The sequence below is a fragment of the Microbacterium sp. NPDC056736 genome (genome assembly GCF_042790415.1).
Classification (GTDB): Bacteria; Actinomycetota; Actinomycetes; order Actinomycetales; family Microbacteriaceae; genus Microbacterium.
Genome location: NZ_JBHTZE010000009.1, coordinates 38,145 through 61,879, shown reverse-complemented (window position 1 = coordinate 61,879; position 23,735 = coordinate 38,145). Strand labels below are relative to the sequence as shown.

Annotated in this window: 21 protein-coding genes; 8 read left to right on the top strand and 13 right to left on the bottom strand. The window is 70.8% G+C overall.

The annotated features are described in order from the left end of the window. The first annotated feature begins 66 nt into the window (after positions 1-66). The gene (locus ACFRAL_RS15950) at positions 67-1,242 is read left to right on the top strand and encodes an acyltransferase family protein (protein WP_378884765.1); all 1,176 of its coding nucleotides are present in this window, start codon (positions 67-69) and stop codon (positions 1,240-1,242) included. 12 nt (positions 1,243-1,254) lie between these two features. On the opposite strand, the gene ACFRAL_RS15945 is transcribed toward ACFRAL_RS15950, so the two are convergent. Next, on the bottom strand, positions 1,255-2,205 hold the full coding sequence (locus tag ACFRAL_RS15945; RefSeq protein WP_378884762.1) for a helix-turn-helix transcriptional regulator: 951 nt from the start codon (positions 2,203-2,205) through the stop codon (positions 1,255-1,257). Positions 2,206-2,274: 69 nt separating this feature from the next. Between ACFRAL_RS15945 and ACFRAL_RS15940 the strand changes: the two genes are divergently transcribed. After that, complete coding sequence (locus ACFRAL_RS15940; protein WP_378884759.1) at positions 2,275-3,417, top strand: epoxide hydrolase family protein; 1,143 nt, start codon at positions 2,275-2,277, stop codon at positions 3,415-3,417. Between the two features lie 71 nt (positions 3,418-3,488). Beyond that, a complete protein-coding gene (locus ACFRAL_RS15935; protein ID WP_336399068.1) occupies positions 3,489-4,508 on the top strand; it encodes a 2-oxoglutarate and iron-dependent oxygenase domain-containing protein in 1,020 nt (339 codons plus the stop codon). A gap of 117 nt (positions 4,509-4,625) precedes the next feature. On the opposite strand, the gene rpsO is transcribed toward ACFRAL_RS15935, so the two are convergent. Continuing rightward, positions 4,626-4,895: a 30S ribosomal protein S15 gene (rpsO, locus tag ACFRAL_RS15930; RefSeq protein ID WP_039401864.1), complete on the bottom strand. Its 270-nt coding sequence runs from the start codon at positions 4,893-4,895 to the stop codon at positions 4,626-4,628. A gap of 177 nt (positions 4,896-5,072) precedes the next feature. Here rpsO and ACFRAL_RS15925 point away from each other — a divergent pair, with 177 nt between their 5' ends. Continuing rightward, positions 5,073-6,386 carry an MFS transporter gene (locus tag ACFRAL_RS15925; protein WP_336399069.1) on the top strand — a complete coding sequence of 438 codons (1,314 nt, stop codon included), beginning with the start codon at positions 5,073-5,075 and terminating at the stop codon, positions 6,384-6,386. An 84-nt stretch (positions 6,387-6,470) separates the two neighbouring features. Beyond that, positions 6,471-7,406 carry a DMT family transporter gene (locus ACFRAL_RS15920; RefSeq protein WP_378884754.1) on the top strand — a complete coding sequence of 312 codons (936 nt, stop codon included), beginning with the start codon at positions 6,471-6,473 and terminating at the stop codon, positions 7,404-7,406. 87 nt (positions 7,407-7,493) lie between these two features. On the opposite strand, the gene ACFRAL_RS15915 is transcribed toward ACFRAL_RS15920, so the two are convergent. The 3 genes from ACFRAL_RS15915 to ACFRAL_RS15905 form a co-directional block, all read right to left on the bottom strand. Beyond that, complete coding sequence (locus ACFRAL_RS15915; protein WP_378884751.1) at positions 7,494-8,057, bottom strand: YceI family protein; 564 nt, start codon at positions 8,055-8,057, stop codon at positions 7,494-7,496. A gap of 164 nt (positions 8,058-8,221) precedes the next feature. Further along, the gene (locus ACFRAL_RS15910; protein WP_336399071.1) at positions 8,222-8,590 is read right to left on the bottom strand and encodes an FKBP-type peptidyl-prolyl cis-trans isomerase; all 369 of its coding nucleotides are present in this window, start codon (positions 8,588-8,590) and stop codon (positions 8,222-8,224) included. 169 nt (positions 8,591-8,759) lie between these two features. Further along, the gene (locus ACFRAL_RS15905) at positions 8,760-9,989 is read right to left on the bottom strand and encodes a PrsW family intramembrane metalloprotease (RefSeq protein ID WP_378884748.1); all 1,230 of its coding nucleotides are present in this window, start codon (positions 9,987-9,989) and stop codon (positions 8,760-8,762) included. Between the two features lie 85 nt (positions 9,990-10,074). On the opposite strand from ACFRAL_RS15905, the gene ACFRAL_RS15900 reads away from it, so the two are divergent. Further along, the gene (locus ACFRAL_RS15900) at positions 10,075-10,938 is read left to right on the top strand and encodes a fumarylacetoacetate hydrolase family protein (protein ID WP_378884745.1); all 864 of its coding nucleotides are present in this window, start codon (positions 10,075-10,077) and stop codon (positions 10,936-10,938) included. Positions 10,939-11,008: 70 nt separating this feature from the next. Here the strand turns inward: ACFRAL_RS15900 and ACFRAL_RS15895 are convergent, their stop codons facing one another. The 5 genes from ACFRAL_RS15895 to ACFRAL_RS15875 form a co-directional block, all read right to left on the bottom strand. Further along, positions 11,009-11,485, bottom strand: a complete 477-nt coding sequence (locus tag ACFRAL_RS15895; protein WP_336399074.1) for a DUF4190 domain-containing protein — start codon at positions 11,483-11,485, stop codon at positions 11,009-11,011. A gap of 61 nt (positions 11,486-11,546) precedes the next feature. Beyond that, complete coding sequence (locus ACFRAL_RS15890) at positions 11,547-13,031, bottom strand: aspartate ammonia-lyase (protein ID WP_378884741.1); 1,485 nt, start codon at positions 13,029-13,031, stop codon at positions 11,547-11,549. Between the two features lie 146 nt (positions 13,032-13,177). Continuing rightward, positions 13,178-14,083 (bottom strand): phosphodiesterase, encoded by a 906-nt coding sequence (locus ACFRAL_RS15885; RefSeq protein WP_378884738.1) that lies wholly within the window; start codon positions 14,081-14,083, stop codon positions 13,178-13,180. A 44-nt stretch (positions 14,084-14,127) separates the two neighbouring features. Beyond that, positions 14,128-14,457, bottom strand: a complete 330-nt coding sequence (locus tag ACFRAL_RS15880) for a peptidase (RefSeq protein WP_378884735.1) — start codon at positions 14,455-14,457, stop codon at positions 14,128-14,130. After that, positions 14,454-15,764: an inorganic phosphate transporter gene (locus ACFRAL_RS15875; RefSeq protein ID WP_336399078.1), complete on the bottom strand. Its 1,311-nt coding sequence runs from the start codon at positions 15,762-15,764 to the stop codon at positions 14,454-14,456. Before ACFRAL_RS15875 ends, ACFRAL_RS15880 begins: the two co-directional genes overlap by 4 nt. A gap of 160 nt (positions 15,765-15,924) precedes the next feature. Between ACFRAL_RS15875 and ACFRAL_RS15870 the strand changes: the two genes are divergently transcribed. Continuing rightward, positions 15,925-18,063, top strand: a complete 2,139-nt coding sequence (locus ACFRAL_RS15870; protein ID WP_378884919.1) for a S9 family peptidase — start codon at positions 15,925-15,927, stop codon at positions 18,061-18,063. Between the two features lie 265 nt (positions 18,064-18,328). Next, positions 18,329-19,300 carry a hypothetical protein gene (locus ACFRAL_RS15865; protein ID WP_378884732.1) on the top strand — a complete coding sequence of 324 codons (972 nt, stop codon included), beginning with the start codon at positions 18,329-18,331 and terminating at the stop codon, positions 19,298-19,300. Positions 19,301-19,511: 211 nt separating this feature from the next. On the opposite strand, the gene ACFRAL_RS15860 is transcribed toward ACFRAL_RS15865, so the two are convergent. The 3 genes from ACFRAL_RS15860 to ACFRAL_RS15850 form a co-directional block, all read right to left on the bottom strand. Beyond that, complete coding sequence (locus ACFRAL_RS15860; RefSeq protein WP_336399081.1) at positions 19,512-20,540, bottom strand: 6-phosphofructokinase; 1,029 nt, start codon at positions 20,538-20,540, stop codon at positions 19,512-19,514. A 144-nt stretch (positions 20,541-20,684) separates the two neighbouring features. Beyond that, positions 20,685-22,838, bottom strand: coding sequence for a DEAD/DEAH box helicase (locus ACFRAL_RS15855; protein WP_378884729.1), 2,154 nt, complete (start codon positions 22,836-22,838; stop codon positions 20,685-20,687). Positions 22,839-23,040: 202 nt separating this feature from the next. Further along, positions 23,041-23,691: a hypothetical protein gene (locus ACFRAL_RS15850; RefSeq protein WP_378884727.1), complete on the bottom strand. Its 651-nt coding sequence runs from the start codon at positions 23,689-23,691 to the stop codon at positions 23,041-23,043. Positions 23,692-23,735: the final 44 nt, after the last annotated feature.

The window sequence follows — 23,735 nt, the reverse complement described above, 5'->3', positions numbered from 1 at the left end:
CGGTGGCGGCATCCGTCGCGTCGTCATCTCACGGATAGTCTGGTTGGGCCCGCGCGAGAGGTGACGATGACCGGCAGCAGCAGCCCACCCACGGCGACCACGCCGACGGGGTCGATCCCCCGGCAGAAGCGGCGCACGCCGTTCTGGGACAACGCGCGATTCGCGTGCATCGTGCTCGTGGTGCTCGGCCACGCGGTGCAGCGCCTGACATACGACTCCGACATCGCGCTGAGCCTGTACCTGCTGGTCTACGCGTTCCACATGCCGGCGTTCGCCATCATCTCGGGGTACTTCTCGAAGTCCGACGCCCCGACCCGCCGGCAGATGGCCCGGGTCATCACCGACATCCTCGTGCCGTACGTGGTGTTCGAAGGCCTGTGGACGCTCACGAAGTGGCTCGTCGAGGGGCAGGCCAACCCCAACCTCACTCAGCCGTCGTGGACCCTGTGGTTCCTGCTCGCGCTCGGCATCTTCCGCGTGGTCCTCCCCTATCTCGCGCTGCTGCGCTGGCCGCTCGTGTGGACGGTCGTGATCTCGATCGGTGCGGGCTACCTGCCCAACATCGACTCGACGTTCTCGCTGTCGCGCACTCTGGGACTGCTGCCCTTCTTCACGCTCGGATGGTGGCTGCGCGAGCACGACGTCGTCGCGCGCCTGCGCCTGCTCGACCGTCGCCCCTGGTGGGTGTTCGCGGGCGGACTGGGCCTGTTCGTGCTCGCGGCGTGGGCGGCGTGGTTCTTCGTCGACCAGTGGCGCGAGATGAATCTGCGGGAGTGGCTGTTCTACGACGAGAACTACGCGGCGATCGGCGGCACCCAGTGGTGGGCCGGCGGCGGGCGGCTCGCGCTCATGATCATCGCCGTGCTGCTGTCGGCAGCCTTCTTCGCCCTGGTCCCCCGTGACACCCACTGGTGGACGCACTTCGGCCAGTACACGATGTACGTCTACCTGCTGCACTCGTTCGTGCTCTACCCGTTCCGCGAGAGCGGGGTGCTGCGCAACGCCGAGCCGACGTGGCTGTGGCTGCCGCTGGTGATCGTCATGTCGGTGGTCATCGCGCTGGGCCTGGCCACCAGACCCGTCCGCAGGCTGTTCCGCCCGCTGATCGAGCCGCGGCCCGCGTGGCTGTTCGCCGATCGGACGCTCGCAGGCCGGGAGGGACGGCGGAGCGACCCCACGGGTTCGCGTCGGCCGCGCGAACAGCCCAGGACGCCGCGGGCGGATCCGCGCCAGAACGGCTGAGCCGCGCCGCGGTCACCCTGCGGCGCGCAGGTACCGCTCGCCGAGGCGGCGGAGGTGCGGCACCAGCTCGGCGGGCGCGTCGACGGTGAAGTCCATGCCGAGCATGCCGATGTAGGCCGCGATCGTCTCGAGGCTGTCGGCGCCGGTGACGAGGACCGAGGTGGTGGCGTCCACGGCCTCGACGACGCCGACGGTGGGGTTGATGCGTGCGACAACGGCCTCGGCGGGCGCGGCGATGCGGAGGCGCGCGTGGACGTTCCATCCGCCCGCGGCGATCGAGCGGAGCGCGAACGCGGTGAAGTCCCCTCCCGGAACGGGCACCGGCTGGAAGACGCGGCGGGTGGGCATCCTCGGCTCGATCCAGTCCAGCCGGAACGTCTCCCACTGGGCGCTGTCCGGATCGCGCGCCACGAGGTACCAGCGACGCTGCCAGCTGAGGAGCCGGTACGGCTCGACGCGGCGCGGGACCCCGCGGTCGTCGAACCGCAGCCACTCCCGCCCGTGCACGGCCTGCGCGACCGCTCTCAGCACGTGGGGATCGACCTCCGGATCGGGGGCATCCGTCGCGACGTCCTCGGGTCCGCTGTCGACCGTGGCGGCGACCGCGTCGACGGTCGGACGCAACCGCTCGGGCAGCACCTGAAGCAGCTTCGCCAGAGCCCTCGCCCCGGCTTCGTCCACTCCCGCGATCCCGCGCGTCACCCGGAGGCCGATGGCGACGGCGACGGCCTCCTCGTCGTCCAGCAGCAGCGGCGGCAGCTTGCCGCCCGCGGCCAAGCGGTACGAGCCGGCGCGGCCGCGCTCGGCCTCGACCGGATACCCGAGCGATCGGAGGCGCCCCACGTCGTTGCGGACCGTGCGCTCCGACACGTCCAGCCGGGCCGCCAGCTCGGGTCCCGGCCAGCGCGGGCGGCTCTGCAGGAGCGCGAGGAGCGCGAGCATGCGGGCGGACGTCGCGGCCATGGATCTCGATTCGAAAAGGCCTGGATAACAGGAAGGAAGCGTGCCTGATTCGACCGTAACGTCGGAGACATGAACACCGCAACCACTTCCCCCGCCGGCATCCGCCCCTTCCGCATCGACGTGCCGCAGGCAGCTCTCGACGACCTGAACGAGCGGCTCGCGCGCACCCGTCTCCCGCAGCCGGCGCCCGGCGACGACTGGGAAGCAGGCACCCCCAACCACTACCTGTCCGAGGCGGTCGCCCGCTGGCGCGACGGCTTCGACTGGCGCGCGGTCGAGGCGCGGATGAACAAGCTGCCGCACTACACCACCGACATCGACGGGCAGACCATCCACTTCGTCCACGTCCGCTCCCCCCACCCCGGCGCGACGCCGCTCCTGCTGGCCCACACCTACCCCGGGTCGTTCGCCGACTACCTCGACGTGATCGGACCGCTCGTCGACCCCGTCGCCCACGGCGGTCGCGCGGAGGACGCCTTCGACCTCGTCGTCCCCGACGCACCCGGCTTCGGGTTCAGCCAGCCCGTGACGGACGCGGGCTGGACCGTCGCCCGCGTCGCCGCGGCGTACGACACCCTCATGCGCCGGCTCGGCTACGACTCCTACGGGATCCACGGCAGCGACAACGGCGCGATGGTGGCCCGCGAGCTCGGGCTGCTCGATCCCGAGGGCTTCCTGGGACTGCACGTGCTGCAGCTGTTCTCCTTCCCCTCCGGCGATCCGGCCGAGTTCGAGAGGCTCGAGCCGCAGGACTACGCCGGGCTGGAGCACATGCAGTGGTTCCAGTCCGTGGGGGCGTACAACACGATGAATGCCGCCCGGCCGCAGACGATCGCCGCGGCGCTGTCGGACTCGCCGGTCGGTCAGCTCGCGTACTCCGAGCTGTTCAACTCCTTCGGCAACGGGACGGCGCTCGTGCCGCTGGACGCGATCCTCACCGAGGTCAGCGTGGCATGGTTCGCCAACGCCTCGGCCGGCATGAGCCGCGCCTATCGCGACAACGCCCTTCTCGAGTCGGAGCCCCGCGTGAGCGGCGCCCGCACCGGCGTCGCGGTCTTCAAGGACGACTTCCAGACGATCAGGGTGTTCGCCGAGCGCGACAACCCGAACATCGTGCACTGGAGCCGCTTCGAGCGCGGCGGGCACTATGCGGCGCTCGAGGTGCCCGAGCTCGTCGTCGAGGATCTCCGCACCTTCTTCGCCCGTCCCTGACTGAACACGGGCGGAAGAAACGGGAGGCAACAAAACGGGCGGATGCCGCGGCATCCGCCTAGCCTCGCCTCATGACCGACCTCAACCTGCCGATCCTCGACCTGTCCCGGCTCGACGCGGGTCCGGAGGCCGCCGCGCGGTTCCGCGACGACCTGCGCGCCGCGACCCACGACGTGGGCTTCTTCTACCTCACCGGCACCGGCGTCACGCCCGAGCTGGAGGGTCGGCTGCATCGCGCGGCCCGCGACTTCTTCGCCCTGCCCGAGGCCGACAAGCTCGCGATCGAGAACGTGAACAGCCCGCACTTCCGTGGGTACACGCGCGTCGGCGGCGAGCGCACGCAGGGCGAGGTCGACTGGCGCGAGCAGATCGACATCGGTCCCGAGCGCGACGCGGTCGCCGACCCGGCGGCCCCCGACTTCGCGCGCCTCATCGGCCCGAACCTGTGGCCCGCGGCGCAGCCGGAGCTCCGGGAGGTCGTCTCGGAGTGGCACGACCACCTCTCGGGCGTCGCCCGCAAGCTGCTGCGGGCGTGGGCGCTCTCGCTCGGCGCCCCCGAGACGTACTTCGACGAGCACTTCGGCGAGCCGTCGACGCTCATCAAGATCGTCCGCTATCCGGGCAAGGACGACCCGGCGCCCCAGCAGGGCGTGGGCGCGCACAAGGACTCCGGCGTGCTGACGCTGCTGTGGGTCGAGCCCGGCAAGGGCGGCCTGCAGGTCGAGCGCGACGGACAGTGGGTCGACGCGCCGCCGGTGCCGGGCGCGTTCGTCGTCAACATCGGCGAGCTGCTCGAGTACGCGACGCAGGGCTACCTCATCGCGACGAAGCACCGGGTCATCTCGCCGCGCTACCCCGACGACCGCATCTCGGTGCCGTTCTTCTTCAACCCCGCGCTGGACAAGCGCCTCCCGCTCATCGAGCTGCCTGCTGACCTCGCCGCCCAGGCTCGCGGCGTCACGCAGGATCCGGCCAACCCGATCCACGCCCTCTACGGCGAGAACGCCCTCAAGTCTCGCCTGCGGGCGCACCCCGACGTCGCGGGGATCCACCACGCGGATCTCGTCGCCGCCCGCGCCGCGACGGGGTGAGGCATCCGTCCCCCTCCGCAGCGAGGCCGCCGACCCCTCCCGGCAACGATGAAGGCCTCCCCACACCGTGGGGAGGCCTTCTCAAGAATGTTTTGCGCGATTGAACGCTGGCTGCGATTAGCGGCGGAGTCCGAGACGCTCGATCAGCGACCGGTAACGGTTGATGTCGATGTCCTGGAGGTAGCCGAGCAGACGACGGCGCTGACCGACGAGCAGGAACAGCCCACGACGCGAGTGGTGGTCGTGCTTGTGCTCCTTGAGGTGCTCGGTGAGGTCCTTGATGCGCTGCGTCAGCATCGCGACCTGCACCTCGGGGGATCCGGTGTCACCGGGGTGCGTCGCGTACTCTTCGATGATCGCCTTCTTGACGTCTGCATCCAGTGCCATAGGTGATCCCCTCTCTCCTTGTTGCGCGGTGCCCGTCACCCGATGTGCGAGCTCTCTTTCTCCGCGGCCGATCCAACGGCAACCTGAAGAGTCTACCAGCAGCGGGATGCCGCGGCGAACCGGACGACGTGCGCGCGCGGGTACGCTCGAACCCGTGCAGCACGCGGGGGTCGGGAAGTGAGCGCGCCCGGAGAGCATCGCAGCCACTTCATCGATCTGCGGCCGTTCCGCGCCAGTCCCGCGTTCACGCGGATGTGGATCGGGTCGACGCTGGCGGGTCTGGGCGGCCAGCTCACGATCGTCGCGATCATGCTCCAGATGTACGACATCACCGGGTCGACCTTCGCCGTCTCGATGATCGCGGTCGCCGGGCTCGTCCCCATGATCGTCGCCGGCATCTACGGCGGCATGCTGGCCGACGCGTTCGACCGCCGCGCCATCGCGCTGCTCGCCGCCTCCGTGACGTTCGCGTCGACCGCCGTGCTGGCCGTCCTCGCGTGGACGGGCATGGAGACGGTCTGGTGGCTGTACGGCTTGAGCATCGTCAACTCCGCGGCGAACTCGATCGTGCTGGCGACGCGCCAGGCGATCGTGCCGCGGCTGCTCCCCCGCGAGCTGCTGCCGGCGGCATCCGCTCTCGGGGGCATCACGGTGGGCATCATGGTGATGGCCGGTCCCGCCCTCGCCGGTGTGCTCGTGGCCCTCACCGGCTACGCGTGGACGTACACCCTCGACGTGGTGCTGATGCTGTCGCTGTTCCTCGGCCTCTGGACGCTGCCCGCGCTCCGCCCCGAGGGCGCGGTCGTCCGGCCCGGCCTCGAGTCGCTCCGCGACGGGTGGCGGTTCCTCAGGCGCGCGTCCAACATCCGCCTCCAGTTCGTCCTCGACATCATCGCGATGACCTTCGGACAGCCGCTGTCGCTGTTCCCCGCGATCGGCGCCGTCCTCCTCGGCGGAGGACCGATCACGACGGGGCTGCTCACCGCCGCGATCGCCGCGGGCGCGTTCGCGTCGAGCCTGTTCTCGGGCCGCGTCGGTGGCATCCGACGACAGGGTCTGGGCATCGAGCGGGCGATCCTCGTCTACGGCGGCGCCATCGGCGCGCTCGGGCTCGTGCTCGGCGCGGCCGCCCTCGGCTGGTTCGCCCCGGTGGGCGTCGACGCCGACACCCCGAACCTCGTGCTCATCTCGCTCGCGTGCGTCGTGCTCGCCGTCGCGGGAGCGGCCGACAACATCAGCTCCATCTTCCGCAACACCATGGTGCAGGCGGCGGTGCCCGACGCGATCCGCGGCCGCCTGCAGGGGATCTTCATCGTCGTGGTCGCGGGCGGGCCGCGTCTCGGGGCGCTCTACGCGGGAGTGCTCGCGACGCTCACCGCGCTGTGGTTCCCGCCGCTCCTGGGCGGTCTCGTCATCCTCGCCCTCGTCGCCACGCTCGTGCGGCTCAGCCCCCGCTTCCGCGACTACGACGCCGAGAACCCGGTCCCGTAGCCGAACGGCCGCACTTCGGCGGATTTCGGACGTCGCATCCCGCGACGCGCGCCGCGGGACGCGGGCGGTCGTACCGTGGGCTCCATGGTCACGACGCAGACGGCTCCCCCGGTGCGCGCCACCCCCGCGCCCACGGCGCGGTGGGTCAGCGTGCAGTTCGTGCTCGCGGGAATCGTCTGGGGCTCGAGCTTCCTGTTCATGAAGGTCTCGCTCACCGGCATCTCCCCCGGCCAGGTGGCCTGGACCCGCATCCTGCTGGGGGCGCTGACGCTCGGCGCCCTCGTGCTGCTGCGCCGCGAGCACCTTTCGCGGAGTCTCCGCGTGTGGGGGCACCTGACGGTGCTGGGACTCACGTTCTGCGTGATCCCGTTCCTGCTCTTCTCATGGGCCCAGCAGCACGTCACGTCGGGTGTGGCGAGCATCTTCAACGCGACCACTCCGATCATGACGGCGATCATGGCGTGGCTGGTGTTCCGGGTCGAGCGCCTCAACGTGCTGCAGGTGCTGGGCATCGGGGTGGGGATCGTGGGAGCGGTCGTCATCATCGCGCCGTGGGAGGGGATCGCCTTCGACGGCAGCCTCGTCGCCGAGCTCGCGATCCTCGGAGCGACGGCCAGCTACGGCTTCAGCCTCGCCTACATGCGGCGCTTCGCATCGAACACCGGGATGTCCGCCCTCGCCTTCACGTTCGGCTACATCGCCATGGCCGGTGTGGTGATGGCGCTGCTGACGCCGTTCCTCGTGCTCACCCCGGTGCGCCTGGACCCGTCCATCGTCGCGAGCCTGCTGATGCTCGGCTGCCTCGGCACGGGCATCGCCTACGTCTGGAGCCAGAACACGGTGCGGGCGTGGGGACCGACCCGCGCCTCGACGGTCACGTACATCACGCCGGTCGTCGGCGTCCTGCTGGGCATCCTGGTGCTCGGCGAGACGATCACCTGGAACGAGCCGGTCGGTGCGCTCGTCATCTTCCTCGGCATCCTGCTCGCCCAGGACCGCCTCCGCCGCCGCACCGCTTGAGCGCGGGGCCGGGTCGCACCGCCGCGGACGGACGTGGACGAACGAGAAGCGGATGCCTCGCGCCGAGGCCACCGCGTCTCGAATCGCTCACTCGGGCTGGTGCGCGCCCTGCAGGTCGAGGGTGATGGTGATGTCCTTGCCGACCAGGACGCCGCCGGTCTCCAGTGCGGCGTTCCAGGTGAGGCCGAACTCCTCGCGGTTGACGACGGTCTTCGCCGTCGCGCCGGCCTTGTAGTTGCCCCACGGGTCGACGCCGAAGCCGCCGAAGTCGAACTCGAACGTGACCGGCTTGGTGATGCCGCGGATGGTCAGGTCGCCGTCGACGAGGAAGTCGCCGTTCTCGACGCGTGCGCCGGTGGAGCGGAACTCCATCGTGGGGTGGTTCTCGACATCGAAGAAGTCCGCCGAGCGCAGGTGGTTGTCGCGCCCCTCGTCCTTGGTGTCGACGGAGGCCACGTCGACGCTGGCCACCACGGTCGCCTCGAGCGGGTTCTCGGGAGCCACGAGCGTCGCGCTCTTCATGCCGAAGGTGCCGCGCACCTTGGAGATCATCATGTGACGCACGCTGAAGGTCACTTCGCTGTGCGCGGGGTCGAGCACCCAGGTGCCCGTCTTGTAGCCGGGGATGTCGATGGCGGTGGCGTCGGTCATATCGGTCCTTCGTCGTGGTTCGCGGGAGCGCCCGCTGCTGCGGGCACACGGGGTGGAACGCCGACGAAGGATGGTTCTATTCCCGTGAATGAAAGTTCCCGGTCGCGGAAATGACGGAGGGAGCGGACGCCGCAGCATCCGCTCCCTCCGATCGGGTCGAGACGTCAGCCCACCGAGATGAGGTCGATGACGAAGATCAGCGTCTTGCCGCCGAGGAAGTGGCCGCCGGCGGGACCGTAGGCGAGGTGCGGCGGGATCACGAGCTCGCGGCGTCCGCCCTCCTTCATGCCCGGGATGCCGTCCTGCCAGCCCTGGATGAGGCCGCGGAGCGGGAACTGGATGCTCTCGCCGCGGTTCCACGACGAGTCGAACTCCTCGCCGGATTCGTACTCGACGCCCACGTAGTGGACGGTCACAGTGTCGCCGGGCTTCGCCTCGGCGCCCTCGCCCACGACGATGTCGCGGACGACGAGGTCTGCCGGGGCCGGGCCGGCGGGTGCGTCGATCTCGGGCTTGGTGCGGTCGTCAGTCATGACTCCATCCAAGCACGCCTGTCACGAACGGCGCAGGCGGGTTCACTCCCGGCGTACGCCGGAGGACGGCAAGACTCAGCGCTCGGTGCCGCGGCGATGCCTGCGTGCCTACCGAGCGCTGAGTTGACCTGATCTCAGCTTGCCGGGGGCCCCGACGCGGTGTCAAGGGCTACGGGGCGAACATGGCCGCCCGTGCCGCGGCGGTCTTGGCCAGCAGATCCCGCTCCTCCGAGGCGGCCAGCGGGTCGCGGCCGGTGATCGCGCGCTGGCGTGTCGCGGCCAGGGCCGTGGCATCCGCTATGAACGTCCTCATCAGCGCCGAGCGGTCGCCGCGCAGGGTGCGCGCCCACGCGAGCGCCGCCTTGCGGCCGGCCGATGTGGCCAGCATGTCGACCTCCTGCGGCGTGAACCACCCCGCAGCGGCGTAGTCGCCCAGCCGGCGTCTGGTCAGCCGGGACTCCTCGCGGCGCAGCGCCACGATGCCCAGGATGAACCCGATGAACAGGGGCACCTGCAGGGTCAGGTAGAGGAAGAAGAAGTCGCCGAACATCGCCGAGCCGTTCCAGAACGCGTGCAGCGCGACGGCCCCTGCCAGTCCGATGAGCCACGGGCCGATCGCCTGACCGGTCGACAGCCCGCGGCGCGCCGCGAGGCCCAGCGCGAAGCCCGTCACGCTCGTGAACATCACGTGGGCGAACGGCGAGAGGATCCCGCGCAGGAAGAACGTCGTAGACGTCTCGGCGGGACCGCCTTCGATGAAGCTCACGGCGAAGTACTGGATGTTCTCGGTGAACGCGAAACCCGCGCCGACGAGCGCGCCGTACACGATCCCGTCGACGGGTCCGTCGAACGCGCGGCGGGCGGTGGCGAAGATGAGGAAGACGCCGATGCCCTTGGCGAGCTCCTCGACCACCGGGGCCTGGACGACGGTGCGCAGCACGTCTCTGGCGGTGGAGTCCGCGTCGCCGAAGGCCACGGTCAGCACGAGGTCCGCCCCGAGCGCGATGCCGACCGCGGCGATCGCCCCCCAGGCCACCGCGAGGATGAGCAGGCCGCGCGGCTCGGGCTCCCAGCGGTCGACGAGGCGGACGGCGAAGAGCACCCCGGCGAGCGGGATCAGCGCGAGCACCATCCCCACGATCGACGCCCCCGGCCCGAGCGCGTTGAGGAAGTAGCCCACCAGCGCGATGAGGACGAGGACGAGGATGCCGACGATCCAGATCGTGGCGGAGCGCCCCCGCCGCGCCACGGCCGGCGCACCGACGGGGACGGGCGAGGGCGACGTGGCCGGAGGCGTGATGGCGGCGGGTGCAGCATGACGGGGCTGCGCGAGCGCGGAGGCGAACTCCGGCGGAGTGAGGGACGGTCGCGGACGGGAGGCGCCGGGGTCGTGCGTCATGCGCACAGCCTATGGCTGCGACCGCGCATCGGACGCGCATCCGGTCGGGACGCGCGCCCGCTCGCCGTATGAGTAGGTTGGGAGGATGCGCTTCGCCCATGTCGTGCCGGCCGAGTCGGGCGGACCGAGGCTCGCCCTCATCGAGGACGACGAGGCGATCCTCGTGGAGCAGCTCTTCGACGGTGCACCGCGCACCCTCGAGGAGCTCATCGGAGGCGGGGACGAGCTGCTGTCCCGTGTGCGCGACGGCGCGGGCCGAGGGGCGCGCTACGCGCTCGGAGCGATGACCTTCGCCTCGGCCGTGCTCGATCCCCCGGTGATCCTGGCCATCGGGCTCAACTACGCGGCGCACTCCAGCGAGCTGGGACTCAAGACCGACTCGACGCCCACCGTCTTCGTGCTCTGGCCGAACTCGCTGGCGGGCCACCAGGGCACCACGATCTGGCCGCGGACGCTCAGCGAGTCCGTCGACTACGAGGCCGAGCTGGGCGTGATCATCGGCACCCCCGCCAAGGACGTCGCCCCCGAGGACGCCCTCGACCACGTGTGGGGCTACACCGTCGTCAACGACATCACCGCGCGCGACATCCAGTACTCCGAGGCCCAGTGGTCGCGCTGCAAGTCGTTCGACGGGTTCACCCCCACCGGCCCCTTCGTGGTCACCGCCGACGAGGTCCCCGACCCGCAGCGCCTCCACATCTGGACGGTGCTCGACGGCAGGACGCTGCAGGATGCCTCCACCGCGCAGATGGTCCGGCCGGTCGCCGCGCTGATCTCGCACCTGTCGACGTCGGCGACCCTGCTGCCGGGAACGCTCATCTCGACCGGAAGCCCGGGCGGCGCCGGTTACTCCCGCGACCCGCAGGTGTTCCTGCGCGACCGCTCCACCGTCACGGTGGGCATCGACGGGATCGGGGCGCTCACGACGCACTGCCGCATCATCGGCTGAGGCGTCCGCGCCCGCGCTTCGACGGCGAAGGGCGGGCCCGCCCTGCGAGCCCGCCCTTCGTCGGAATGCGTCAGTTGCAGGTGATGGTGCCGCCGCCCTGGAGCTCCCACGTGCCGGGTCCGAGCTCTGCGCACGCCGCCGCCATGCCGCCGGCCACGACGGTCACGATGATGATCGTCACGATGATGCCGATGACGATCAGCACCGAAGAGATGATGATCGCGGCCAGCGCCCAGCCGTTCTTGACGCCCGCCTTGCGGCTCTGCACGAGCGCGACGATGCCGAGGATCAGCGCGACGAGCTGGACGAAGAACGACAGGATGAACGCCACGATGCCGAGCGTCTTGCCGGGGACCGGCTGCTGGTCCGCCGGCGCGCCGTAGGCGGCGGGCGGGGCGGAGCTGTACGCCGGCGCCGCGCCGTAGGCGGGCGGAGGCGCGTCGTACGCCGGTGGCGGCGTCGAGGCGGCGGCGGGGGGCGGAGGCGCAGCCGGCTGCGACGCGGGCTGCTGCGGCTCCGGCGCGGCCGGGTTCTGCGGATCGGTCATTTCTCGCCTTTCGTTCGAGTCTCCCTGACGTTATCGACCGGGAGCCGCCCGCGGCAACAGCTCAGCGCGTGTCTGCCGACGCCTGCTCGGCGACGGTGTCCTCGGGCGCCTGCACCAGCGGGATGGCGGCGGTCACCGTCTCGAGACCCGACAGGCGCGCCGGCGAGAGCTGCTTGGTCACCTCGTCGCGCGACATGAGGCCGGCCTCGACGACGAGGTCCGCGACGTTGCGCCCCGTCAGCAGGGCGGCCTTGGCGAGCGCCGCGGCGGCCGCGTACCCGATGAACGGCGTCAGCGCGGTGATGACGCCGACGCTGGATCCCACCATCGCCCCGAGCCGTTCCCGGTTCGCGGTGATGCCGTCGACGCAGTTGACCCGCAGCGTGTACATGGCGCGGCGCATCCACGTGATCGACTGGAAGATCGAGTGCGCGATCACCGGCTCGAAGGCGTTCAGCTGCAGCTGGCCGCCCTCGACGGCCATCGTGACGGTGAGGTCGGCGCCGGCCACCGCGAAGGCGACCTGGTTGACGACCTCGGGGATCACCGGGTTCACCTTGCCCGGCATGATGCTGGAGCCGGCCTGACGCGCCGGGAGGTTGATCTCGCCGAGTCCTGCCTGGGGTCCCGACGACAGCAGCCGCAGGTCGTTGCAGATCTTCGACAGCTTGATGGCGTTGCGCTTGAGCGACGAGGAGAACGACATGAAGGCGCCGGTGTCGCTGGTGGACTCCACAAGGTCCGTCGCGAGGTCCAGGTCGAGGCCGCTGATCTCGCGCAGATGGCCCAGCACCGCCTGGCTGTACGCGGGATGGGTGGTGATGCCGGTGCCGATGGCCGTCGCGCCCATGTTGATCTCGCAGAGCAGGTACGCGTTCTCCTTGAGACGGCTGTAGTCCTCGCCGAGGGTCGTCGCGAAGCCGTGGAACTCCTGCCCCAGCGTCATCGGCACGGCGTCCTGCAGCTGGGTGCGGCCCACCTTCAGCACGTCGTGGAACTCGACCGCCTTGCTGAGGAACGCCTTGCGCAGGAGATCGAGCTCCTCCAGCAGGGTCAGCAGATCCAGGCCCAGCCCCACCTTGATGGCGGTCGGGTAGACGTCGTTCGTGGACTGGCTGCGGTTGGTGTCGTCGATCGGCGACAGGAAGGCGTAGTCGCCCTTCTCCCGACCGGCGAGCTCGAGCGCGACGTTGGTGATGACCTCGTTCGCGTTCATGTTCGTGGACGTGCCGGCACCGCCCTGGACGACGCCGACGACGAACTGGTCGTGGTACTGCCCGTCGATCACGAGCTGCGCCGCCTGGTCGATGAGGTCGGCCTTCGACGGATCGAGGACCCCGATCTCCTTGTTCGCACGCGCCGAGGCCTGCTTGACCATGGCGAGGGCCTTCACGAGGTCCTTGTAGACCGAGATCGGCCGCTTGGAGATCGGGAAGTTCTCCAGCGCGCGGGCGGTGTGGATCCCCCAGTACGCATCGGCGGGGATCTCCAGGGATCCCAGGGAATCGGTCTCGGTGCGGGTTCGCATCATTGCGTCCAGAGCCATGTGTGCAGTCCTCGTGGGTCGTTCACAGCGGTGTGGGGGTCGATTCGAGACTACTCGGCGGAGATGCCCGCCCACCTGTACACCGCGTACACCGCGCCCCGGATCTCGATACACCGCGGAGGTTCGGCCGCCTCCGAGGCGCCGCCTCACGCTCGTTTGCGGGAGAACTCCTCGAGCCGCTGCTCCGGCGTGAGAAGCGACATCCGCTCGACCCACTCCGCGGAGAACACGTCGGAGGTCGGGGCGTCCACGACGGGCACCACCGCGTGCGTGATCGTGTCGTCGTAGACGTGCACGAGGTGGAAGGACTGGCCGGCGTCCATCCCGTTGACGTCGACCGCCGCGCGGGCGAGGTTCATCGTGTAGCACGTGGCCGCCGCGACGCTGACGGGGACGCCGGCGAACGTGCCGCTGGTGGAGTAGTGAAGGTGACCGGCGAGGATCGCCCTCACGTCGCTGCCGGCGACCACCTCGGCGAAACGGCCCTGGTCGCGCAACTCGAGGATGTCGAACAGGGGCACGTGCGACGGCAGCGGCGGGTGATGGAGCGCCAGGATGGTCCCCAGCGGAGCGGGGGCGGCCAGCACGCCGCGGAGCCACTCCAGCTGGGCGGTGTCGAGGTCGCCGTGGTGCCACCCCGGAACGGACGAGTCCAGCGCGACGAGGCGCAGTCCCCCGAGGTCCCAGACGCCGGTGATCGGGTGCTGGCTCTCGTCCTGCCCGAGCAGGGCGCTGCGCATGGCGGGGCGCTCGTCGTGGTTGCCCGCGACCCAGACGACGGGGGCGCCGAGGCGTGCGGCGACCGGCTCGACCGCCTTCCGCAGCGCCTCGTACGCCTCCGGCTCGCCGAGATCGGTCAGGTCACCGGTGAACACGATGGCGTCGGGACGGATGCCGATGGCCTCGGCCGCCTCGAGGGTCCGGGTGAGATTGGCCGCGGTGTCGAAGCGACCGCCGAGCGGACGGTTGCCCGCGAGCAGGTGCGTGTCGCTCAGATGCAGGAGCGTGCGGCGCGCAGGGGGGTACTGACCGAACTGGACGGTGGCGACCATGTGCCCACCCTATTGCGCACGCGCGGCGGCATCGTGGCGCGCGCTCAGTGGTTGAAGACGATCAGGAGCAGACCGCCCAGCACGGCTGCGGCGCACACCGCGAAGCACGCGTACGCGCCGACGAGCGCGAAACGCTTCTGCCCCTCGGTGAGTGGGCTGCGCTTGGCCGCCTTCGCCGCCGCCTTCTCGGCGCGGCGGGCCTCCTTCTCGGTGATCACCGTGATGGCGTCGGTGAACTCGACGGGAGCGACCACGGGCGGGCGCCCGGCGCGCACGAGCAGGCGCAGGCCGAGGGCGTAGAAGCCCACCACGAGGACGGCGGCGGTGAGCGCCGCGGCGAACACCTGCACGAAGGCGAACCAGTCGATGGTCATCGCTCGCCTCCTTCCTTCGAGCCCGATGCCGTCGGCTGCGGCGGCGTGGGCGTCCGGGCGGCCTTGGCCGCCTTCTTCGCCGCGGCGGCCGCCGAGGCCGAGCGTCGCGCCTCCTCACGGGCGAGCGCGCGCTGCCGACGGGTCGGCGGCGGGTTCTTCTTGACCTTGACCGCGCGACCGGACTCGGCCACCTCGCTCATGGCGTTGGAGGCGTTGACCTCGTTGCGCCGCGAGCGCAGGAAGATGAGGAGGATCACGGCGGTGGCCAGCACCGCGTCGATGATGATGCCCCAGAACCCCAGCCACGTGACGATGAGCGCGGCGAGCGCGCCGACGCCGCCCGCGGCGGGAAGGGTCAGCACCCAGCCGATCATGATGCGTCCGGCCGTGCGCCAGCGGACCTGCGATCCCCGCCGGCCCAGTCCCGATCCGATGACGGACCCGGAGGCGACCTGAGTGGTCGACAGCGCGAAGCCGAGCGCGCTGGAGGCGAGGATGGTCGATGCGGTCGAGCTCTCGGCGGCGAAGCCCTGGGCCGGCTTGACCTCGGTCAGCCCCTTGCCGAGCGTGCGGATGATGCGCCAGCCGCCCATGTAGGTGCCGAGCGCGATCGTCACGGCGCAGGCGACGATCACCCACCACTCGGGCTCGGGGTGATCCTGCAGGCCCACCGTGATCAGCAGGAGCGTGATGATCCCCATCGTCTTCTGGGCGTCGTTCGTGCCGTGCGCGAGCGCGACGAGCGACGACGTGAAGATCTGACCCACGCGGAACCCGTCCCGGCCGTCCGCCTTGCTGTCGTACCGGCGGGTCGCGGCGTAGGCGATCTTGGTCACCGTGAACGCGATGAGCCCTGCCGTCAGCGGGGCGATGATGGCCGGCAGGATCACCTTGGACATCACGACGCCGAAGTCGATGGCGGTGACGCTCACGCCCACGATGGTCGCGCCGATCAGTCCGCCGAAGAGGGCGTGCGACGACGACGACGGGAGCCCGAGCAGCCACGTGAGCATGTTCCAGGTGATCGCGCCGATCAGGCCCGCCAGGATGACGGCAGGGAAGATGGAGGCCGAGATCTCCTCTTCGCGGATGATTCCGCCCGAGATCGTCTTGGCCACCTCCGTCGACAGGAATGCGCCGACGAGGTTGAGCACGGCGGCGAGCAGGACCGCGGTGCGGGGCTTGAGCGCGCCGGTCGCGATCGGAGTCGCCATGGCGTTGGCGGTGTCGTGGAAGCCGTTCGTGAAGTCGAAGAACAGCGCCAGCGCGATCACCAGCACGGCGGTGATGAGGGTTGCGGTTTCCACCGTTCGCTTTCGGTGAGGGAGTGAGGGAATGGTGCCGACGGGATCGGCGTGACGAACGAAGAGTTCACCAGGAATTCAGGAACCGGCAACCGGCCAGAAGAATCCTACATCGGTCGACCTGCCGGTCAACTCGCCGGGCGACTAGCGTGGAACGGTGACTCTGAGCGACTCCGCATCCGCCCCGTCCACGCCGGATTCCGGCATCCGTCCCCCTGTCGCCGAGCACCGGATCACCGTTCGGTCGCACCACGGCGACGAGGTCGAGGACCGCTACGAGTGGTTCCGCGCGAAGGAGGACGCCGCGGTCATCGCGCACCTCGAGGCCGAGAACGCCTACACCCAGCAGCGCACCGCGCATCTGGAAGGACTGCGCGCGCGCATCTTCGACGAGATCAAGGGGCGCACCCTCGAGACGGACCTGTCGGTGCCGACGCGTCGCGGCGAGTGGTGGTACTACGGCCGCACGGTGGAGGGCCAGCAGTACGGGATCCAGTGCCGCGCTCCCCTCGCCTCCCCCGATGACTGGACCCCGCCCGAGCTGTCGCCGGACGTCGAGGTTCCCGGCGAGCAGGTGCTGCTCGACGGCAACGTCGAGGCCGAGGGCCACGAGTTCTTCTCGCTGGGCAGCTTCGAGGTCAGCACCGACGGTGCGCTGATGCTCTTCGGCGTCGACGTCGCCGGCGACGAGCGCTACACCGTGCGCGTGCGCGACCTGCGCACCGGCGAACAGCTGCCCGACGAGATCCCCGGCACGTTCGCGGGCGCCACCTTCTCGCCGGACGGCCGGTTCATCGTGTACACGACCGTGGACGACGCGTGGCGCCCCGACACGGTGTGGCTGCACGAGCTCGGCACGCCCGTCGAGGACGACACCCGGCTGTTCCACGAGCCCGACGAGAGGTTCTGGGTGGGGGCCGGGTTCACGCGCAGCGACCGCTACCTCCTGATCGGGCTGGGCTCGTCGATCACCTCGGAGGAGTGGCTGCTGGACGCCGACGACCTCCGCGGCGAGCCGCGCGTGGTCTGGCCGCGCGCCGAGGGCGTCGAGTACGACTCCGAGCACGCCGTCATCGACGGCGAGGACGTGCTGTTCATCCTTCACAACGACGACGCCCTGGACTTCGAGCTGGTGCGGGTCGCGGCATCCGACCCGTCAGGCGAACGCGCCGTCGTCATCCCCCACCGTCCCGGCGAGCGCCTGCTGGGCGTTTCGACGTTCCGCGACTGGGGCGTGGTGGCATACCGCCGCGGCGGGCTGGCGCGCCTCGGCATGCTCGACTACGGCACCGGCGACGTCAGCGAGATCGCGTTCGACGAGCCGCTGTACTCGGTGGGCACCGGCGGCAACCCCGAGTGGGCTCCTCCGCTGCTGCGCCTCGGCTACGGCTCCTTCGTCACGCCCGGCACGGTGTACGACCTCGACGTGGCCACGCGCGAGCTGCACCTCCGCAAGCGTCAGCCGGTGCTCGGCGGCTACGACCCCGCCGAATACGCGCAGGAGCGGGTGTGGGCCACCGCCCAGGACGGCGCGCAGATCCCGATCTCGCTGGTGTGGAAGCGCTCGTTCGGCGACGCGGGCGTCGCGCCGCGGCCGGTGCACCTGTACGGCTACGGCTCGTACGAGCACTCGATCGAGCCCGGATTCTCGGTGGCGCGGCTGTCGGAGCTCGACCGCGGCGTCGTGTTCGCCGTGGCCCACGTGCGCGGCGGCGGCGAGATGGGGCGGCAGTGGTACGAGGACGGCAAGCTCCTCAGCAAGCGCAACACGTTCACCGACTTCGTCGACAGCGCGCTGCACCTCATCGACAACGGCTACACGTCGCCGTCGCAGCTGGTGGCCGAGGGAGGCTCGGCGGGCGGCCTGCTCATGGGCGCGGTGGCCAACCTCGCCCCCGAGCTGTTCGCCGGGATCCTCGCCGACGTGCCGTTCGTCGACGCGCTGACCACGATCCTCGACCCGTCGCTGCCGCTCACGGTGATCGAGTGGGACGAGTGGGGCGACCCGCTTCACAACCCCGACGTCTACGCCTACATGAAGTCGTACTCGCCGTACGAGAACGTGCGGACGGATGCCTCCTACCCGCGCATCCTCGCCGTGACGTCGCTCAACGACACCCGGGTGCTGTACGTCGAGCCCGCCAAGTGGGTCGCGCGGCTGCGGGAGGTCGGCGCGGACGCGCTGCTGAAGTGCGAGATGGTCGCCGGGCACGGCGGCGTCAGCGGCCGCTACAACGCCTGGCGGGAGCGCGCCTTCGAGCTCGCGTGGCTCCTGGACGTGCTCGGCCTCGCCGACGCGTGAGCGGTGACGGATGCCTCGGGCCCGAGGCATCCGTCACCGTCGTGCGTGTCTCAGTAGGGGCGCCTCACGCGCGCTCTGGTACCCGCAACCGAGACTCTCCACTCCGCCATGGCACACAAGATGCGGGAGAAGCGAGCGAATGGGCACGTGAAGTGGGACACGTTGGTGGCTTGCGGCTCCTCCCCAGGTCCCGCACGGGGGCCGGCGATGCACACAATCGCTTCTGGGCGACGGATGCCGGTGCGCGAGGCTCCTCAATGGGACGGTGTCCCGCGCGAATCCGCTTCCCGATGTGCTCGCGGGCCGCGCGTTCTCCGTTGCGGAAGCGCGTGTCCACGGTGTCTCCGCGTCGCGCCTCCGCGCGAACGACCTCATCCTCCCGACGCGGGGCGTCCGGGCGCCGCGGGGTGAGGCGGCCGAGCCATCGGGCGACGAGACCCATTCGCAGAGACTCGCGCGCCTCCGCGGTGAGCTGTTCGAGCGGGCGGCGCTCTTCGCCCCCGCTCTGACGCCCGACCAGTTCTTCAGCCACGATTGCGGCCTCGCCCTCGCCGGCGCGCCGCTTCCGTTCACGAGGGCCGCCGTACGTGCGCTCCACGTGTCCGCGCGCCGCCCCGCCGGCAAACCGCGCCGCGAGGGGGTCATCGGCCACAGGCTGCAGGCGCGGGAAGCGGCTCGCTGGACCGCTCGCGGCCTGCCGATCGAGCATCCGGCGCGGATGTGGCGACAGGCGGCCGCGCTATGGCATGTCGACGACCTCATCGCAGCGGGTGACTTCCTGGTCCTGCCGCGGAACCGCCTGGTCACCCTCGACGACCTGAGGCGCGAGGTCTCGGAGGCGGGTGACGTCGCAGGCGGGGTGCTGACCCGTGCCCTGGACGCGATACGAGTCGGCGCCGAGACCGCGGAGGAGACGACGCTCCGCCTCGCCATCGTGCGCGCAGGCTTGCCGGAGCCTCAGCTCAACTGGAGTCTGCGAGGCGCCGACGGCGAGTTCGTCGCCCGCTTGGACATGGCCTATCCCGACCTGAAGGTCGCCGTCGAGCACGACGGGCGCACGCACGCGTTCGACGAGGCGCAGTTCGCGCGGGACGCCGACCGGTGGGACCGCATCTCCGCCCTCGGCTGGCGCCTGGTGCGAGTCCTGAGTCACCATCTCCATCCCGATCGAACCGTCGCGGTGCGCCGTGTGGCGGACGCCCTGGTCGAGGCCGGCTGGCGCCCCGGGGCCCGCTGACCGGTCACCTGCGACGGGCGTGGCCGTCGTGTCACACGAGAATCCGCCTCCGTGAGCCTCAGGCCACCAGATGTGTGACATCCACGGGGAGATCGCGGGCACGGGGAGATCGCGGGCGACGGCCGGGCGGACGCGCGTCGGGCCGAGCGAACACGTCGGGGGCGAACGGATGCCTCGGGGTGAGGCGTCCGTCCCTGGCACGTCAGGGGGGTCAGCCGAACAGTGCGGCGGCCTCTTCGTAGCGGTAGAGCGGGACGGTGTTGAGCTCGCCGAGCGCGTCGATGAAGGGCACGCGGACGATGTCGGTGCCCCGGAGCGCGACCATCTGGCCCCACGCGCCGTCGACGACCGCGTCGGCGGCGTGCAGTCCGAGGCGCGTGGCCAGCACACGGTCGAAGCCGGACGGCGAACCGCCGCGCTGGATGTGGCCCAGGACCGTGGCCCGGGTCTCGATGCCGGTGATGCGCTCGATCTCGGGCGCCAGCACCTCGCTGATGCCGCCGAGGCGGGGGCGGTTGAACGCGTCGAGGCCCTTGTCGCTGAAGGCCTCGTCCATTCCCGTGAGCGTGAAGCCCTCCGACACCACGACGAGCGGGGCGCGACCGCGGTCGTGGGCCTTGGAGACCTGGGCGGTGATCTCGTCGATCGAGAGGGGCACCTCGGGGATGCAGATGACGTGGGCGCCGGCGGCGATGCCGGCGTGCAGGGCGATCCAGCCGACGTGGCGCCCCATGACCTCGGCGACCATGCAACGCTGGTGCGAGTCGCCGGTCGTGCGGAGGCGGTCCATCGCGTCGGTGGCGATGTTGACGGCGGTGTCGAAGCCGAACGAGTAGTCGGTGGCCCGCAGATCGTTGTCGATCGTCTTGGGCACGCCGAGCACGTTGATGCCGTCGTTCGAGAGCCGGTTCGCGGCCGCGAGGGTGCCCTCGCCGCCGATCGCGATGATGCCGTCGAGGCGGTGGCCGTACATCGTCTTGGCGATGTTCTCGGCGCCGCCCCGCGGACCCTCGTACGGGTTGGTGCGGCTGGTGCCGAGGATGGTGCCGCCGACCTTCGAGAGACCCTTGACCTCATGACGGGTGAGCGGGAAGAAGTCGCCGTCCACGACACCGCGCCAGCCGTCACGGATGCCGACGAACTCGAGGTCGTAGGTGGTCGTGCCCTTGAGCACGACACCGCGGATGACCGCGTTCAGTCCGGGGCAATCGCCGCCGCTCGTCAGGATGCCGATCTTCATGCTGTGTTCCTCGCAAGTCGGGGATGAGGGACGGCGACGCTGCCTCCCCCGACACTAGTGCCGGAACGGCCGGCCTGCCACACGCGGCGGCGGCACGACGAAGGGGCGGTGCGAACCCGCACCGCCCCTTCGTCCGCAGCTCCGCTACGCCGCGCCGAGCGCCTGCCGCAGCAGGTGCATGAGCGCCGAGAGCTGCACCGAGTCGCTCGACTGCGGGTCGACGGCCTCGCCGTCGAGCGCGCGAGCGGCGAGCCCCTGCTTGGAGTCGATGAGCTCGGCGATCTTCGTGTCGATCGTGTGCGCGGCGATGATGCGCCACGCGGTCACCGGCTCGTCCTGGCCGATGCGGTGCACACGGTCGATCGCCTGCGTCTGCTCGGCGGCCGTCCACGAGAGCTCGGCGAGGACGACGTTCGACGAGGCCTGCATGTTGACCCCCACGCCGGCAGCGGTGAGCGAGCAGACGGCGATGCCCACGTCGGGATCGTTGTTGAACTCGTCGATGGCCTGCTGGCGCGCCGTCGTGGCCTGGTCGCCGCGCAGCGACACCGTCTTGAGCCCCGCCGAGGCGAAGTGGGCTTCCGCGGCGTCCATGACGTCGATGTGCTTGGCGAAGAAGACGACCTTGCCCACCGAGCGCTGCAGCTGCACCGCGTAGTCCGCGGCGAGCACGGCCTTGGCCTGACCGATCTTCCGCACCATCGTGAAGACGTTCTCGGACCCGGTGCCTGCGGCCTTCGACTCCTCGAGCTCGTTGTGCGCCACGAGGCGGACGATGTCGGCATCGACCTCGCCGGGCGCGAGCCCGCGGTCGCCGCGCGCCTCGATGATCCGCCGGTACTTCGCCGCGAGCCGCTCGCCCAGCTCGCGCTCGGCCTGGCGGATCGAGCGCCCGAACTCGTCGTCCAGCTCGACGGGGAGGTCGGCGATGAGCTTGTCGGGAAGGTCGGCGGCGACGTCCTTCTTCTTGCGTCGCACGATGCCCATCGAGATGACCGCATCGCGGGCCTCGGGGTAGAACGACTTGTCGGCCGGTGTCAGACCGGTCTCGTCGAGCTTCTCCATGAGGAGCGGACCCGGCTTCTCGCCGTTGGTCCAGCCGAGGAATCGCCAGATCGCGTCGAAGTCCTCGACGTCGTTGATGAGCGGCGTGCCGGTGAGGGCGAGCAGCAGCGGGTCGCGCACCTGCTCGCGGATGCGGGTGGCCAGCGCCAGCACGTTCTGCGAGCGCTGCGACGTGAGGTTCTTGATGAAGTGCGCCTCGTCGACGACCATGCCCTTCAGCCCGAGCGAGCTGAGCCATGCGAGGTGACGGTCGAGGATCTCGTAGTTGACGATGAAGACGTCGGCGAACGCGTCGATGCCCTCGCCGTCGCCGTGGATCACCGTGGCGCGCCGCTGCGGCGTCCAGCGCTCCACCTCGCGCGCCCAGTTCATCTTCACGACGTTGGGCACGACCGCCAGCAGCGGGTAGGCGCCGGCGACGGATGCCGCGAGCACCGACTCCGCCGTCTTGCCCAGGCCCGGCTCGTCGGCGAGGAGGAACGTGCGGTGTCCAGCGCGCACCGCCTCGAGGAAGCGCGACTGGTGGGGCATGACCTCCAGGCCCTTGGGTGACAGGCGGTCGAACTCCGGCACGGGCGGAAGCTCCATCGTGGCGCTGCCGCCACCGGCCCCGGTCTCGAAGGCCTTGTACAGCGGGCCCATGAGCTCCCAGCTGTCGAGGCGCCGACGGGGCGTCTCCTTGGGGGCGCGCGCGGACAGGTCCGGCGGCAGGAACGGGTTCGCCTCGCGGCGCGCCTCGACCTGCGGCGGCACCACCTGGCGCTCGGCGAGCGCGGCGGGCACGACGGGGACGGCGACCGGCGCCACGTCGGTGATGATCAGCTCGTCGGGCGGCAGCTCGGCGCCGGACTCCAGCAGCCAGTCGCGGCGCATGCGCCGGGCGACCGGCGACGTCGCCTGATCGACCTCGAGCAGCTGGATGAGGGAGGTGTCGCGGGCGGCCGTCTTCGCGAGGATCGTCGCCACGCCGTCGAGCCGCTTGAGCAGCTCGGCGCGGGCGGCGTCGGTCACCTCGGTATCGGCCTTCACCCGCGCGCGCTCCTCGCGGACCAGGAACGCGATGACCTGGAACTTGACGCGGTTGGTCGGGCCGAGCTTTCCGCGCTGGGCCTTGGCCTCGACCTCGCGCACCTTGCGCGCGAGGATCGGGATGATGGGTGCCTCGTCGTCGCGGCGCGCGGACGAGGACTTGCGGCGACGCTGCGCCGTCTGGGCGGGTGCCGTGGTCGGCATGCTCCTCCTGAGCGTGAGTGCCGGATCGGGACCGGCGAAGGATCGGATGACACCGATGGTTCTGCGTGCTCCCGCGGGCGGCGTGGTCGCCGTCGCGAACGCGGGATCGGGGATGTGCCGCCGACGGTCGCGGGCACTCGCTTCTGCGAGCTGCGACGTCGTCGGAGGTCTCCCCGCGACTAGTCTACGGGACGCGGGGCCCTCAGCCCCAGAGCGTCGCGACGATGTCCTCCGTGTAGCCCTCCGGCGCGAAGTTGATGTACGCGGTGGTCACCAGCCCGCCCGCGCCGATGTAGTGGGTCTCGCCGCGGAGGTACTCCTCGTCGTCGAGCGTCACGCCGCGCTGCTCGATCCGGCAGACCGTGCCCTCGCCGAGCGTCTCGCATCCGAAGCCGGCCCCCGGAAGGGCCCCGATGGCGGCCTCGGCCTGCTCGGCGGTGACCGCCGTGACATTGGTCGCCAGTCCGTACTCGCTCGGCATCCCCCACGAGCACCGGAGCGTCGGCGCTCCCCCGTGGATGATCTCGAGGAGGTCGGCGTTCTCCGTGGAGAGCATCGTGACGCCGGGGTCGTTGAGCGGCGGGTTCTCGGACTGCAGCTCGCCGAGCATCCCGGCGGAGTAGATCTGCTCGCACGACTCCGGCACCGTGAATCCGCTCTGCGGCTTCTCCGTCTCGATGGGCGTCGCCGAGGGACCCGGCGCCGGGGTCTCCAGGGTCACGGTCGGGCTGCTGGTGGGGCTGCCCGTAGGCGTGCCCGACGACCCCGCGGCGCATCCGGTGAGGACGACGACCGCCACCGCGGCGGCCACGCCGCCGATCGCGACCCGCGTCATCGCCTTCTGCCCGCCCATCGCCCGACACCTCTCGCTCGGCGCCGCCGCCGCGTGCGGGGCGC

Coding starts and splice junctions, on each gene's coding strand:
- rpsO (WP_039401864.1), bottom strand. CDS start 4,895: ATGGCACTGGATGCAGACGTCAAGAAGGCGATCATCGAAGAGTACGCG.
- ACFRAL_RS15895 (WP_336399074.1), bottom strand. CDS start 11,485: ATGACCGATCCGCAGAACCCGGCCGCGCCGGAGCCGCAGCAGCCCGCG.
- ACFRAL_RS15910 (WP_336399071.1), bottom strand. CDS start 8,590: ATGACTGACGACCGCACCAAGCCCGAGATCGACGCACCCGCCGGCCCG.
- ACFRAL_RS15860 (WP_336399081.1), bottom strand. CDS start 20,540: ATGAAGATCGGCATCCTGACGAGCGGCGGCGATTGCCCCGGACTGAAC.
- ACFRAL_RS15850 (WP_378884727.1), bottom strand. CDS start 23,691: ATGGGCGGGCAGAAGGCGATGACGCGGGTCGCGATCGGCGGCGTGGCC.
- ACFRAL_RS15940 (WP_378884759.1), top strand. CDS start 2,275: ATGAACACCGCAACCACTTCCCCCGCCGGCATCCGCCCCTTCCGCATC.
- ACFRAL_RS15950 (WP_378884765.1), top strand. CDS start 67: ATGACCGGCAGCAGCAGCCCACCCACGGCGACCACGCCGACGGGGTCG.
- ACFRAL_RS15890 (WP_378884741.1), bottom strand. CDS start 13,031: ATGGCTCTGGACGCAATGATGCGAACCCGCACCGAGACCGATTCCCTG.
- ACFRAL_RS15915 (WP_378884751.1), bottom strand. CDS start 8,057: ATGACCGACGCCACCGCCATCGACATCCCCGGCTACAAGACGGGCACC.
- ACFRAL_RS15920 (WP_378884754.1), top strand. CDS start 6,471: ATGGTCACGACGCAGACGGCTCCCCCGGTGCGCGCCACCCCCGCGCCC.
- ACFRAL_RS15900 (WP_378884745.1), top strand. CDS start 10,075: ATGCGCTTCGCCCATGTCGTGCCGGCCGAGTCGGGCGGACCGAGGCTC.
- ACFRAL_RS15855 (WP_378884729.1), bottom strand. CDS start 22,838: ATGCCGACCACGGCACCCGCCCAGACGGCGCAGCGTCGCCGCAAGTCC.
- ACFRAL_RS15905 (WP_378884748.1), bottom strand. CDS start 9,989: ATGACGCACGACCCCGGCGCCTCCCGTCCGCGACCGTCCCTCACTCCG.
- ACFRAL_RS15935 (WP_336399068.1), top strand. CDS start 3,489: ATGACCGACCTCAACCTGCCGATCCTCGACCTGTCCCGGCTCGACGCG.
- ACFRAL_RS15945 (WP_378884762.1), bottom strand. CDS start 2,205: ATGGCCGCGACGTCCGCCCGCATGCTCGCGCTCCTCGCGCTCCTGCAG.
- ACFRAL_RS15885 (WP_378884738.1), bottom strand. CDS start 14,083: ATGGTCGCCACCGTCCAGTTCGGTCAGTACCCCCCTGCGCGCCGCACG.
- ACFRAL_RS15880 (WP_378884735.1), bottom strand. CDS start 14,457: ATGACCATCGACTGGTTCGCCTTCGTGCAGGTGTTCGCCGCGGCGCTC.